Annotated in this window: 11 protein-coding genes and 1 pseudogene; 5 read left to right on the top strand and 7 right to left on the bottom strand. The window is 62.0% G+C overall.

Going from position 1 to position 12,977, the window contains the following annotated elements; all coding sequences use genetic code 11:
- Nucleotides 1–33: 33 nt before the first annotated feature.
- Nucleotides 34–201 carry a PhoD-like phosphatase N-terminal domain-containing protein gene (locus NG698_RS22070; protein WP_509908518.1) on the bottom strand — a complete coding sequence of 56 codons (168 nt, stop codon included), beginning with the start codon at nucleotides 199–201 and terminating at the stop codon, nucleotides 34–36.
- A gap of 261 nt (nucleotides 202–462) precedes the next feature.
- Entirely contained in the window at nucleotides 463–2,109 is a 1,647-nt protein-coding gene (locus NG698_RS00055; protein ID WP_252607737.1) for a S8 family peptidase, read from the bottom strand.
- A 352-nt stretch (nucleotides 2,110–2,461) separates the two neighbouring features.
- On the opposite strand from NG698_RS00055, the pseudogene NG698_RS00050 reads away from it, so the two are divergent.
- Nucleotides 2,462–2,644, top strand: a pseudogene (locus NG698_RS00050) (alkaline phosphatase D family protein); the annotation flags it as partial.
- 121 nt (nucleotides 2,645–2,765) lie between these two features.
- Entirely contained in the window at nucleotides 2,766–3,347 is a 582-nt protein-coding gene (locus NG698_RS00045; RefSeq protein WP_252607736.1) for an HNH endonuclease, read from the top strand.
- Nucleotides 3,348–3,382: 35 nt separating this feature from the next.
- Here the strand turns inward: NG698_RS00045 and NG698_RS00040 are convergent, their stop codons facing one another.
- The 4 genes from NG698_RS00040 to NG698_RS00025 form a co-directional block, all read right to left on the bottom strand.
- Nucleotides 3,383–3,709, bottom strand: coding sequence for a type II toxin-antitoxin system PemK/MazF family toxin (locus NG698_RS00040; protein WP_252607735.1), 327 nt, complete (start codon nucleotides 3,707–3,709; stop codon nucleotides 3,383–3,385).
- Entirely contained in the window at nucleotides 3,706–3,909 is a 204-nt protein-coding gene (locus NG698_RS00035; protein ID WP_256470652.1) for an antitoxin MazE family protein, read from the bottom strand. The genes NG698_RS00040 and NG698_RS00035 overlap by 4 nt, the downstream gene beginning before the upstream one ends.
- A 406-nt stretch (nucleotides 3,910–4,315) precedes the next feature.
- Nucleotides 4,316–5,371 carry a 2,3-butanediol dehydrogenase gene (locus NG698_RS00030; RefSeq protein ID WP_252607733.1) on the bottom strand — a complete coding sequence of 352 codons (1,056 nt, stop codon included), beginning with the start codon at nucleotides 5,369–5,371 and terminating at the stop codon, nucleotides 4,316–4,318.
- A 30-nt stretch (nucleotides 5,372–5,401) separates the two neighbouring features.
- A complete protein-coding gene (locus NG698_RS00025) occupies nucleotides 5,402–7,192 on the bottom strand; it encodes an NAD(P)/FAD-dependent oxidoreductase (protein WP_252607732.1) in 1,791 nt (596 codons plus the stop codon).
- 89 nt (nucleotides 7,193–7,281) lie between these two features.
- Between NG698_RS00025 and NG698_RS00020 the strand changes: the two genes are divergently transcribed.
- A complete protein-coding gene (locus NG698_RS00020) occupies nucleotides 7,282–8,652 on the top strand; it encodes a GAF domain-containing protein (protein ID WP_252607731.1) in 1,371 nt (456 codons plus the stop codon).
- A gap of 20 nt (nucleotides 8,653–8,672) precedes the next feature.
- On the opposite strand, the gene NG698_RS00015 is transcribed toward NG698_RS00020, so the two are convergent.
- Nucleotides 8,673–9,296, bottom strand: a complete 624-nt coding sequence (locus tag NG698_RS00015; protein ID WP_252607730.1) for a DUF4230 domain-containing protein — start codon at nucleotides 9,294–9,296, stop codon at nucleotides 8,673–8,675.
- Nucleotides 9,297–9,617: 321 nt separating this feature from the next.
- Between NG698_RS00015 and NG698_RS00010 the strand changes: the two genes are divergently transcribed.
- Both NG698_RS00010 and NG698_RS00005 read left to right on the top strand, forming a co-directional pair.
- Nucleotides 9,618–10,928 (top strand): hypothetical protein, encoded by a 1,311-nt coding sequence (locus tag NG698_RS00010; protein WP_252607729.1) that lies wholly within the window; start codon nucleotides 9,618–9,620, stop codon nucleotides 10,926–10,928.
- Nucleotides 10,929–11,710: 782 nt separating this feature from the next.
- A complete protein-coding gene (locus NG698_RS00005; protein ID WP_252607728.1) occupies nucleotides 11,711–12,820 on the top strand; it encodes a DNA cytosine methyltransferase in 1,110 nt (369 codons plus the stop codon).
- The last annotated feature ends 157 nt before the right edge of the window (nucleotides 12,821–12,977 follow it).

The following is a 12,977-nucleotide window of genomic DNA, read 5'->3' as shown; positions in this document are numbered from 1 at the left end:
GGTCGCGGGCGATCTGCCAGTTCACCTGCACGCTCAGATCCGGCATGCCGCCCCGGCCGTCGAGGGCAGTCGGCTCAGGTGCCAGCTGGTCCAGAGCACCACGCCGTCCGGAAGCGGCTCACCCGAAGCCACGCCCAAAGAGAACGGATTCTCGCCAAAACGCGGGTTGGCCCAGGCCTTGCTGGGGGCTGTGGCAGCCATGCCGGACGGCGGCGGCCAGCGTCCCGCCGCCCAGCAGGGCCAGGAAGCGGCGGCGGTCAGGGGCAAGGGCGGACATGGCATCGAACATGGGGATCCTCCGGTTGCTGGTGAATGCCACCAGTGAACCTTCACCCCCTGTCGGGGACCCCATGAGAACCTGAACCGCCCGCACACAGAAAGTGAACCGGTGCATAACTTCCTGCAGAAACGAGACCTCAGCCGTTCCGTGTCTGACCGTTACAAATCAAACAGAAGGTGAGGTCATACTGTCAGCCGCCGTCGGTGATTCAGCCTCCTGATTGCATATGCAGCAGCCACGCCACCAAGGACCAGTCCGATCGTGATTACCCAGAATGAGTTGTTCGCTGCAGCGGTCACGGTATCCGCCGCAGCGTCATCGAATGTATCCGCTACAGGGGCAATGGTGGCACCGCCACTTGGTAATGGGGCAGGGTTGGAGTTCGCTGCCACTGTTGCCGGTGTTTCCGAAGATGTGGTTTCGGGTCGTTGAGTGGCTTCGTCCACCACCGGCTCAGGTGAGATCACTCCAGGTTCAGCAATTGCCACTGCCTGCGCCGCATTCGCAGCGGCAGGGTTATTTAGGGGCGATGCGGCTGCAGCCTGCTGGGAGGGAGCATCAGCAGGTTCGGGAGCCGGTTGCGCGGGAGCGGGTTGTGCGGGCCCTGGAGCTGGGGCAGTTGCAGCAGGTGCCGGGGCGGCATTGGTCGTAGCAAGGGGAGCGGGAGCTTCATCAGCGGTTACGGGGGGAGCCTCAGCGGTAGACGGGGTAGAAGCTGCTGATCCCTGCAACCCGCAATGCGTACCTACCCCCGCCCATGCATCACCAGGCTGGAGATTGGAGCAGGAGGGAGCAGGTGGATTAGGCGCGGGGATAAATAGCAACCTGTTAGGGGTTGCGCCCTTATTGGCACTGATGACACCCGTCACCGTGTTGTTGGTCATCGACTGGTGAACCTGTGCCGGGGATAACGAAGGGTCACGGGAAAGCAGGATTGCAGCCGCACCGGAAACGTGTGGAGCGGCCATTGAAGTACCGTCCAGAGTGTTGTAGCCGGTAGCAGCGTTGCTCCAAGCAGACCTGATGGATATTCCCGGCGCTTGAATATCAACGCAAGAGCCGTAGTTGGACCATGACGCCTGAGCGTCGTTAATATCCGTAGCTGCAACGGTAATGGCAGACCGAACTCGAGCAGGAGAAGTAGCACAGGCATCAGCGCCGGCGTTGCCTGCTGATGCGACTACCGTCATCCCGTCGTTAACAGCACTTTGAACGGCTTCGTCAAATGAAGAATTAGTGAAACCGCCAATACTGAGGTTTAGTACTGCTGGCTGACCGGCCACGTGGTGCTGAACTGACCAGTCAATCCCTGCCATGATTGTTGACGCCCAGCCGCTTCCATCACACTCAAGCGCCCGGATGGGGATGATGCTGGCTTTCTTGGCAACGCCGTATGTTGTTCCGGCGGCGGTTCCAGCGACGTGCGTCCCATGACCATTACAGTCATTGATTCCATTGCCATCATGAACTCCCCACCAGACTGCAGGAATCCTCCCGGAAAATTCCGTATGGGAAACATGCAGCCCAGTGTCAACAACATAGATGTTCACGCCAGCACCTTCATTGCCGATGCTGTACTGCCCATCTCGCCCTGATCGCTGATCTACCCGGTCAAGCCCCCAAATAGACGTGGCACCAGAGATTGAAACGGGAGTGTCAAGTTCAACTGAGGCCACGTCTTCTGATCTTTTCAGGGACTCCATTTCCTTCGGTGTCGCTACAACTACCGAAGCTTTCATTGCATGGGAAAGAGTCGCCTTAACTTCAATCCCCTGTTGCCGCAGGGACGTGGACTCCGCTTCTGCATTCACATCATTGCCATATTTCACGATGTACCTTTGCTCTCCTGCGGGTGGAGCAGAGGGCGAAGGAGAAGGAACAGTGGCAGATGGCGGATCAGTTGCAAAATCAGCATGAGCAACAGCAGGGGCCAGAGATAGAACCATTGAGGCAAGGAATACGGATGTCGCGGCTTTAAGGAAATACGGCGGTGTGGACATCTGCACTGTTCTTTCGTACGAAGGATGCCTCTTACCGCAGGAGCAGCCATAAGTGATTACCGAGCATTAATAGAAGCTGCACTACCGTGTGCCATACAAATGATAGCGGCGAGGCTCCAGATATTAGACCTCAGCGGACTGATTGTCGAACATTATGGTCCGGCACGAACATTTTGCCTAAGAGCACCTCGCCGAGGACCGCACCATCACCGGCGCCGAGCAGGAGAAGTGGCTGCTGGACGGCTTCAAGAACTCCACCCAGCGCTGGGACATCCTGGGCCCGGAGATCGACGACGTCTCCATGGACGGGTGGGACGGCTACGCCGCCTCCCGCCGCCGCCGCTCAGGCTCCACCGTGGGGGCTGGTCGCAAAGTAAGACCCGTCGAAACCCTCGAAACCCCCATCCAAGTCCGCTCGGCTGGGGGTTTCGCCGTTGTTTGAGCGGTACGCTCCTTGAAGCTGAAGAAGGATGGGGGGAAGCGTCATGGTGGAACTGAAACGCATTTATTGGAGCCGGCAGGCGCTGCGGTTGGCATACTCAGCCGTGCTGGTGTGGTTGAGCATCTCGGTGATCCTGGCGCTCCTGCCAAAGTCGAAAGTGGTGTCAGCGTCAGGGGCTGGTATCTCCGCCGCAACCGAGGTCCTGCGCGGGATGGTGGACAGCGTTCTGGCCGCGGTCGCCCTGCCCGGCGCATTTCTTGTCGTCCTGTTCATCGTTGCCGCCATCATCCACAGCAGAGACGTCCGACGCCGGGACCCGGTAAGACGTTTCACGCGCCAGCAGCGCCGCGAAGGCATGGCACGAGCTGCCAATCTGTGTGAAATGGAGGCAGGATTCCGGCGCCGTTGCTCCCGGCCCGCTGAGCACGGCGAACATTTCTACCCCTGGTCCAAGGGCGGATCCACCAGCCTGCAGAACTTTCTCGCCGCCTGCGCCAGGTGCAACCGGGCAAAGGGCGCCAGGATTCCTTCCCCGGGCCAACAGGAACGGATAGAACGACGACGGCGGGACTACGTTACGCCCAACGGTCCCGTTAGCGTCGGCGAGCGGCAGCCGCTTCGCTGACCGCCCCGCCGTTATTGCCGTTGCTTAGGCTCAGCTCAGCGCCCTAGGCCCAGAAAGACGGCAAGGGACTGTTCGACCGCAGTCATTGTCTTGGCGTCTATTTGCCCTAATCGCTGCCCAAGATTGGCGCGCCGAACGGTGGTCAGCTTGTCCACCATGATCTGGCTTTCGCGCTCCAAACCAGTGAACTGGTCCGGCTCAACAGTCAGCCTCAGTAGTGGCGCGCCTGTCAATTGGGACGTCAGCGGCAGAAGAGTGACCGACTCCGACGCCTCAAACAGGTCATCCTGAATTATCAGCGCTGGCCTGGGCTTTTGTGCATATGTTCCGCCTGAGACTGTCCACAACTCGCCTCGATTCACTCCGGCCAGTCTTCCGAAATCTCTTCGATGAAATCCTGGTCGTCCCCGGCCCTGTCGGAGGCGGCAACAGCCAGCGACTGCCGCCGCGCTTCACGCTTGAACTCTTCTGTACGGGCGTCCGGCACCCACATCTGAATCTGCCGAAGGCCGCGCTCACGCATGGCAATCCTGTGCCGCGCAACTCGATCCCTAACACTCATAATCAATTGTTACATGTAACGGAGGGCATCGCACCGCGTAGTTGTTTGGCGTACACAGCGATCGTCCCCGCCGCGTGTACCGGCCCGGCCCGCTGAAACGCTATCCGCACGAGGCCTTCATGGGGTAACCCCATTCAGGGTAGACAGTGCAGAGAACGGGCCTAACGACAGCGGGGCGGTCCCGGATTCCATAAGGGTTAGTAATGAGCCCATCAGCAGACTTTGTGGTTACTCTGATGACCATTAAATCCCGGGGAACACCTTCCCGGAGGTGACAAGGTATTCGTCGCAGCCAAGTAACACTCAGAGGAAGTTCGCGAAGCCCCTGGCAGATCAGCTGGGGGCTTCGCAGTGCCGCGCTCCGGAACTGTGGCGGTGCAGTTCCTCCGCGTAACCTCAGCCACCCCTACGGGTGCACCAGCACCTTCACCGCCGTCTCCTTGTGGTTGATCAGGGTGTCGAAGCCCTGCTCCACCAGGTCCTCCAGCGCGATCCTGCCGGTGATGAACGGTTTGAGGTCCACCTTGCCCTCCTGCACCAGTTTGATGGCCGCAGCATGGTCCCGGACGTACGCGATGGTCCCGCGCAGGTCGATCTCCTTGAGCACCAGCTTCTGCATGTCCACCGTGGCCGGCGCGCCCCAGATGGACACGTTGACTACAACACCCGCCGGCCGGACGGCGTCGAGCATGGTGTCCAGTACCGCGTTCACGCCCGCGCATTCGAAGGCGACGTCCGCGCCGGTACCGCCGGTGAGTTCCAGCACGCGCGCCGGAACGTCCTCCTGGCTGGGGTCCAGCACATGGTCCGCCACGCCGCTGGAAACCGCCTTCTCTTTGCGGGCCAGCGTCAGCTCGCTGACGATCGTGGTCACGCCCATGCCCTTGAGGACGGCCGCGGTGAGCAGCCCGATCGGGCCCGACCCGCCAACCAGCGCCACGTCGCCCGCCTTCACGCCGCTGCGTGCCACCGCATGGTGCGCCACGGACAGCGGCTCGATCAGGGCCGCCTCATCCAGCGGGATGTCCCCGATGGGATGCACCCACCGGGCGTCCACCACAATCTTCTCGCTCAGGCCTCCCCCGCCGCCGGAGAGCCCGATGAACCCCATCTTGCGGCACAGGTGGTAATTGCCTGCCTGGCAGGAATCGCATTCGTCGCAGACAAAATAAGGTTCGACGACGACGTTGTCCCCCTTCGCGAGGCCCGTCACCCCTTCGCCGACTTCAGACACAGTCCCGGAGAACTCGTGCCCCAGAGTCACCGGAGCCTCCTCCCCCGAGAGCGGGTGGGCATGCCCCGGCGCGGGGACGAAGATGGGGCCTTCGAGGTACTCGTGCAGGTCGGTTCCGCAGATGCCGCACCAGGCGACGTCGATCTTGACGGTCCCGGCGCGGAGCTCCGGCTCCGGCACATCCTCGATCCGGATGTCCTTCCTGCCGTGAAAACGTGCTGCTTTCATGATGGTCCTCCCAATTGAAGCGGATAAGAATCAGCGCGTGTGGTGCGTCGGCTGCAGTTCGTACACCGGCGTTTCCAGTCCCTCCATCCGGGCCTTCAGCTGCAGGGCGAGGTACGAGGAGTAGTGCCGGCTCTGGTGCAGGTTGCCGCCGTGGATCCAGAGGTTGGGCACGTTGGTGGGCTTCCACATGTTGCGCAGCTCCCCTTCCCAGGGGCCCGGGTCCTTTGGTGTGTCCGAGCCGTACCCCCAACATTTTCCTACTCTGTCCGCGATTTCGGGAGAGACCAGGTCCGCCAGCCAGCCGTTCATGGAACCGTAGCCGGTGGCGTACACAATCAGGTCCGCCTCCAGCTCGGTCCCGTCGTTCAGGACCACGGCGCTGCCGGTGATCTTGTAGACCTCCCCGGATTTCAGCTGCACCCGGCCGTCGATGATCAGCTGGGAGGCGCCGACGTCGATGTAGTAGCCGGAGCCGCGCCGCAGGTACTTCACGAACAGCCCGGACCCGTCCACACCGAAGTCCAAGTCGAACCCCGCAGCCTCCAGCTGGGAGTAGAAATCAGCATCCCGGGCAGCCATCTCCCGGTACACCGGCACCTGCGCCCCGGGCAGGATCCGCAGCGGCAACGACGCGAACAGCAGATCGGCCTTCTCCGTGGTCACCCCGGCCGCCAAAGCCTTCTCGGAGTACAGGTCGCCGAGCGCAAGGTCCATCAGCGACTCGCTCCGGGCGATGTGGGTGGAGGACCGCTGCACCATGGTGACGTCGGCGCCGTGCTCCCATAGATCCGCGCAGATATCGTGCGCGGAGTTGTTGGAGCCGATCACCACCGCCTTCTTCCCGGTCCAGTCCCCGCCGCCCGGGTGCTGCGACGAATGGCGCTGCTCCCCCAGGAAGGAGCCCGCGCCGTCGAACGTGGGGATGTTCGGGTAGCCCGAGACGCCCAAGGCGAATACCAGCTGCTTGGGGCGGAGGGTCACAGGTTCGCCGTTGCGGCGGACGTTGACCACCCATTCCTGGGTGCCGTCGTCGAACTCGGCGCCCAGGCACTCGGTGCCGCCCCAGTAGTTCAGCTCCATGATCCGGGTGTAGTGCTCCAGCCAGTCGCCGATCTTGTCCTTGGCGGCGAAGACGGGCCAGTCGTCCGGGAACTTCAGGTAGGGCATGTGGTCGTACCAGACGGGGTCGTGCAGGTGCAGGGACTTGTAGCGGTTCCGCCAGGAGTCGCCCGGCTTCTCATTCTTCTCGATGACGAGGGTGGGGACGTCCAGGCGCCGCAGCCGGGCCGCGAGGCCGATGCCGCCCTGCCCGCCGCCGATGATGACCGTGTAGGGCTGCTCCTCGTAGCCGAGCCGCGCCTCGCGCTCCTCCTTTAGTTCCAGCCAGGAGCGGCGGCCCCTGATGATTTCGTGCGCCACGCTCGTCTCGCGGCGGGTCCCCTTCTTCTCCTCGAAGCCCTTCAGCTCCTGCATGGTGGTGAGCAGCGTCCAGCATTTGCCGTTCCGCAGCCGGAGGTGGCCGTAGCCGCGGGCGGCGGCGGTTTCGAACGTGATCCAGGCTTCCGTGGTGCCGGCGTCGCCGGTGGCGTCCTCGGCCAGCGTCCAGTTGGCGGGCTGAACGTGGTCCAGCGTGGCCTCGAGCATCTGCCGGATGTCCGCCTTGCCTTCGAGCGTCTTCAGGTTCCAGGTGAACGCCACGAAGTCGCGCCAGTAGCTTTCGTCCTCGAAAAGCTCGACGGCGGCGTCCACGTCGCGCCGCTGCAGGGCGGTACCCAGTTCTGTCAGCCAGGCCTGCGCGGCTGCGGTGGGTGTTGCGGTCATTTCCACTCCTTTGTGTGTCATGGTCCGTGTCTCTTGTGGTCCCGGCGGCCCCGTCCCGCCGGAATCCCCTGCGATATGCTGGGACGGGCGTGAGCTGCATCACCATTGCAACGCAGTGGGGGTTTCAACCGCGTTACACGGGCACTGCCGGCAAGGACGCCGCCGGTGAGGAGGACACTGTTTTGGACTACGGCCTGAGGTTTTCGGACCCGGCGAAGTACTCGCGGGCCCTGCGCCGCGCCCACGAACTGGTCATCTCCGGCGTTCCGCGCCCGGAGATCCCCACCGACCTGGCAGATTCGTGGCGGCGCTCCATGGCCCTAGGCATCAGCCCGGACCAGCACAGCCCGCGGCACCTGCACGACGTGGCCGACGTCCTGGAGCTTCGGCGGGAGCACCGGCTGCAGCAGGTCATGCCCGCCCTGAACGACCTGCTGGCCGACGATTCAAGTTCCGGCCGGCACCTGCTGGTGCTCACCGACGCCCGCGGCGAGATCCTCTGGCGCGTGGGCAGCCCGGAAGTGCTGCGGCGCGCGGACCGGCTGGAGTTCTCCGAAGGGGCCGACTGGTCCGAGGCCGGCATCGGCACCAACGCCATCAGCGAGGCACTGGTCACCGGCCGGCCGGTGCAGCTATTTTCCGCCGAGCACCTGGTCCGCACCCACCATGAGTGGGCCTGCACGGCGGCACCCATCACGGACCCGGCCACGGGCAGGCTGCTGGGCGTGCTCGACGTCTCCGGACCGCTGCACACCATCAGCACTGACACCCTGCGGATGGTGCGGTGCGCGGTCCGGGTCGCGGAGGCTCTTTTGGGAACGTCCGACGGCGGGACTTCCGTGAGTGCCAGACCGGTCCGGGGTGCGTCCCGGCAGGCTATCCGCAGGCCTTACGCTGATGTGGAGTCACTGGAGCTCCTCGGCGACAAACCCGCCGCGGTGTTCCGGGACGGCAGCCGGGTGCCGCTTACGCTGCGCCGGGCCGAAATCCTGGCCCTCCTGGATTCACGCACCCAGGGCTGGACTGCCGAGGAGCTGGCCTATGAGCTCTACGGCGACGCTGGCACCACGGCGGCCATCCGCACCGAGATGTTCAGGGTCCGCTCCATGCTGGGCGATGCGGTGGAGTCGAACCCCTACCGGTTTGTTGCTGGCCTGACTGGATGTTCTGATTCCGGACGCGTGCTGCGACTGCTGCACGAGGGGCGGGTGGCTGAAGCACTGGAAGCGTACACGGCTCCCCTGCTCAGCCGGTCCGGTGCACTCGCGGTGCAGCTGCTCCGGGACCAACTGGATCTTGCGATTGGATCCGCCGTTCGGTCCAGCGGCGACGCCGGACTCCTGATCCGTTGGCTGTCCACTGATATGGGAACTGCGGATGGGGAAGCTGTGGAAGTGCTTGGGCGGCTGGTGGGGCATGAGGATGCTCGGTATCTAGCGTTCAGGACCAGAACCCTCTGAATCAACACGGCGTAGCCGGATTAATTGTCGAGGAAAGTGACCTGGATTCCGGCCGACCCGAACATGCTGGTAAGCATGGCTTTGGTGTTGTCGCTGGCCTGCTTCCGGAGATCCGACTCCTCCGCTGCGGTTGCCATCTTGGTTTCGGCAAGTTGGTAGAACTCTGTCTGCTCGGGCGTCTCAAACGCATCGACGACCCGGTCGACAATGCCGCGGTCCTGATCGTAGATATAAGACCGGTCAAAATTGAGGTTGGGTTTGTCGAGTGTCGGCTCCGGCAGCCGCACAGTCATCGATTTGCCGTCTGGGGATAGCGTCAGGTCCTTGTCGGCGAGGCCGGACAAGTCAACGTAGGTGTTAACGGTGCCCGCCGCGACGAACAGCGTCCGCTGTCCGGCGATGATGTCGGGCATCCACGCGACGTCGTCCTTTATGTCCAGCACCAGCTCAAAGTTGCCGACCGCGGCGTGGTACTGACTCAGCTCCTGTACCGATTTCAGAAGAACGGGCTGGCTCCGGTCCGTCTGGCTCACCTGGAACGGGTTGGACCCAGACATGTTCACGACACCGAGCCCGGTCAGTGTCAGCGCCACAAGCCCACCAACCACAACCAGCGCGACACCCATCAAAAGCTTGCCGATCATCGGCCCCTCATCCCCCCGTGAAACGCCCTGGGGCCGTTCCGATTGGTCGCCCGTCCGGCGGGTGCCGGTGGGCTAATGCAGCCTTAGTGTAGCGCCCGTGAAAGGTTTGGCACGCGTGTGAGTCGGGGTGCCATGGTAACGGCGCGGCGTGTAGTTACCCCGTGCTTTTCCGTGGGCAGCTAGTCGTTCATCTGCAGGCCAGTGTGGGACGATAACGAACGGCGGTTACATGTCGGCGCGAGCTTGGGCCTGCACTCTGAGATCGCCTTATGCGTTGCTACCACCGCCTATGGCGGACGTCAGTTCGGGAGGGGACAAGACATGACTACGGACAACAAGGCACTCGTGCCAGTATGGACACTCGCTACGGAGGCCGTGAGCGTGTCGAACCTGCTGGACGATGATGGCATGACGCCCGCCCGACTTGCTGAACTGAGAACAGTCCTAGCTGCACTTGCGGATTCTCCAGTTGTCACGTTGGAAGCACATGCAATGCCGACGAAGAGTCAGCGGGACGGCGGGATACTTCTTCATGCAGCCAGTCCGCTCGCAAAGCAGTTATCGCACCTTGTGACGGAGACCGCGAAGTCGTCGTCTTCGAAGCTGAATGTCGCCGCCACCGGTGACGTCCTCTACCGAATGGTGGTACCCGCGAAGGTTGCCGCGCAGGTCGGGAAAGGACTCGTGAATCCCATGGCTTCGAAGGCAGTCGCTGGAGGCGTTTACAGCGCGCTGCGCGACTCCACCGGCGTCGTGGCTAACGCCACTTTTGTGCCCGTCGCTGGCAAGGCCGCTGCCGCAGGCGCTGCAACCGGTTCGGCCGCAACCGCTGGTTTGGCAGTCGCGAGTGCCGGGGCACTAACAGTGGCTGCGCCACTTGTTCTGATGGCCGTCGCAGTGAGCGTCAGCGCCTACGCCGATCACCAACGCCAGAAAGCGATCGAGCGAATCACCGACCTCTTGGAGCAGTTACACGACGACAACCTCGAGAGCGAACGCAACGAGCTTGATGCCTGTCCTGAAGCGATCGACAAGGCGACGTCGATCCTCCTCGACCAGGGCAGAATAGGCCTATCGCTAGGACTGGATTCCTCATCGCACGCGATCAGCACCGCGATCGCAGCAACCCGTCGGCGGCTCAAAAAGTGGCAAGCTGCACTGGACTCACTGCCCGACGGTCCGGTCGAAGTCGGGGCATTGACGAAATCTTTCCCCGGTATCAACGAGGAAGGCGGCGCATTCCGCGCGCACCTCGAGATTGCACGGCTCGCCATTGCACTCAAACGCCGAGTGCTCGTGCTCCAAGCAGTTGAACACGCTCAACTCGACACGAACAATCCATTCAAGAGCTTCATAGGGTCATTGCGCGACGACGAACGCGGCATAGATGAGTTGGAATCAGGCATTAGCTCAGTTCTATTTCGTATTTCAAATCTCGAGTTGAAGCGCGACGGCGGTTTTCGAATCCCCGCGTTTACGCCGGGTGAGGTCGACCAGCTACTCCAAGCTGCATATCGTCTTCGCGCCTTCGGCGACGGCCGCCACGTGGGAATCCACCAGGCTGACGTCGCCATTGAGATCGAACGAAGCAGCGACGGATCGCTTGTTGTGTTCCCTGCCGTCGCTGCCTAACGGGACTCCGCGGACACAACTGCGGCGGCATCGGCGGTGGGATAGCACACGCGAGCTCGCGGTGCGCCACGGCAGCCGGATCCCAGATGCAACAGCCGATCCTCTGTCAACGTGGCGCGTGATTTCGTCTGCTTCTAGTGGCTCCATAGGAGCGTTCTCACGGTGCTAATCTCACTTGACGAACCCCCGACGATATGGAGCAAAACATGGCTGGAAATCCGGCAAAGCCGCAGCCTTTTTGAAGAGAAAGCGGGGACAAAGTAAAAGCTCGCGGGACCATGCTTTACTCCCTCGCCAAAGACCCTGAGATGCAGGCGAAAGGAATGAACCTGCTTGAGGGCTGGCACACTTCGAAGCAGCGCTTGGTCCGCTGTGGGAACAGGACGAGCCCTACTGCGTTGAGACAACGAGTGAAGAGCTGATGCAGCTCTCCGAACTCTTACCCGCCCATTCAGAGGGCCACCCCATTCACGGGGACAAGAGAACTGCCCTTGCCTCTCGTATTGAATCGCTGCTTGGGGCTGGGGCAACTTGGACGCGGCTCAGAGGAAAGTGGCGAGGGGTGCCACTACATACTTCCTCGCGACGAATGACGCCATTTCTGACGATCTACCTGACGAGTTGGAAGACGATGAGACAGTCATCAGCGCTGCTGAGAGGACCCTGCTCGTTTGACCTCCCGCGCCGCCTCCTACCCAACCGCCACGAGGACAAGTGGCGCGGTTCACCTCAGGTTGAAGTAAGGATCATTTCTCGGCCACGCCAGATATCCTTAGTCCATAATGAATAAAGATCCCGTTAGAAAGTCCGCACCATACGGACGGAAGAAGACCTCCGAATCCATCACCGTGTTGGACCTCTTCTCGGGAGCCGGCGGGCTCACTCAGGGGTTTTATGCCGCCTCTCCTCGTTTCGTCACCGAACGTGCTGTGGAGTTTGAACCGGCAGCTGCTGCATCGTTCGCTGCAACGTTCGGGGACAAGGTATACGCCGGCCCGATACAGGACTGGCTCGTCAACGAGACAGTCCCCGACGTCGACATCGTTATCGGTGGCCCGCCCTGCCAGGGGTTCTCTCAGCTGGGCAAGCAGGACCCCGAGGACATCAGGAATAGCCTCTGGCAGCCATACGCGGCAGCACTGTCGAGGGCCAAACCCAAGTATTTCATCGTCGAAAACGTTCCTGCCTTCAGCAAGTCCCAGCAGCTTCAGGACTTCAGGGATGCAACAGCCGGGGGTGGCCTGATCGAGGAGTACGACTTCCAGTGGCACGTGTTGAACGCAGCAGACTACGGAGCCCCACAAGCCCGAAAACGAGCCATTCTAATTGGCCATCACAAGGACCTGCCCTTCCCAGGATTCCCAATGCCGACTCACATCGGACGGCACCGTACCGTGCGTCAAGCCCTAAAAGGGATAAATACTCGTGTTGCCGAAACGTTGTTGCCCGACCGTTCGACAGAATACGCAGGTCGCAGCTTCGCCGGCACCTTCCGCACGTCAGAACTACACCTTGGACGTGACTATGCCAAGGAATCCCTCGAACGCTTCGGGTGGATTCCTGAGGGTGGAAACAGATTCAACCTCCCTGACAGACTCAAAGCTCCCTGCTGGCGCAAGCACAAGACGGGCTCGGGCGACGTCATGGGTCGGATGCACTGGGACAGGCCTTCGGTCACCGTAAGGACTGAATTCTTCAAACCAGAGAAGGGTCGCTACCTGCATCCCACCGAACATCGGGCCATCACACACCTCGAAGCAGCCAAACTACAAGGCTTTCCGGAGGATCGACTTTGGGTTGGGTCCAAGACAGCGATTGCCAAGCAGATCGGCAATGCGGTTCCTACTGCGCTGGGGAAGGCGATAGCTGCTCAGCTACTCCAGAACATGTAGTGCTCTCCGACGCCGCGGCCGACTCGGAAACGTCGACTTCACCTAAATGTCGCCTTTGGAGGCTCTCCTGACTCTTCCGTGGGTTAATTTCGGCCCGGGAGCATTGGTTTGGGACCGCCGAGGCTGAGCATGGCCAACGCGATGAGTGCGTCTGGGG

This window comes from Pseudarthrobacter raffinosi (assembly GCF_023913735.1).
GTDB lineage: Bacteria > Actinomycetota > Actinomycetes > Actinomycetales > Micrococcaceae > Arthrobacter > Arthrobacter raffinosi.
This window is presented reverse-complemented; position numbering and strand designations above follow the sequence as displayed.

What these genes read in the sequence shown, in the direction of transcription:
- NG698_RS22070 (WP_509908518.1), bottom strand. Translation starts at nt 201, where the DNA reads ATGGCTGCCACAGCCCCCAGCAAGGCCTGGGCCAACCCGCGTTTTGGC.
- NG698_RS00045 (WP_252607736.1), top strand. Translation starts at nt 2,766, where the DNA reads ATGGTGGAACTGAAACGCATTTATTGGAGCCGGCAGGCGCTGCGGTTG.
- NG698_RS00035 (WP_256470652.1), bottom strand. Translation starts at nt 3,909, where the DNA reads ATGAGTGTTAGGGATCGAGTTGCGCGGCACAGGATTGCCATGCGTGAG.
- NG698_RS00030 (WP_252607733.1), bottom strand. Translation starts at nt 5,371, where the DNA reads ATGAAAGCAGCACGTTTTCACGGCAGGAAGGACATCCGGATCGAGGAT.
- NG698_RS00025 (WP_252607732.1), bottom strand. Translation starts at nt 7,192, where the DNA reads ATGACCGCAACACCCACCGCAGCCGCGCAGGCCTGGCTGACAGAACTG.
- NG698_RS00015 (WP_252607730.1), bottom strand. Translation starts at nt 9,296, where the DNA reads ATGATCGGCAAGCTTTTGATGGGTGTCGCGCTGGTTGTGGTTGGTGGG.
- NG698_RS00010 (WP_252607729.1), top strand. Translation starts at nt 9,618, where the DNA reads ATGACTACGGACAACAAGGCACTCGTGCCAGTATGGACACTCGCTACG.
- NG698_RS00005 (WP_252607728.1), top strand. Translation starts at nt 11,711, where the DNA reads ATGAATAAAGATCCCGTTAGAAAGTCCGCACCATACGGACGGAAGAAG.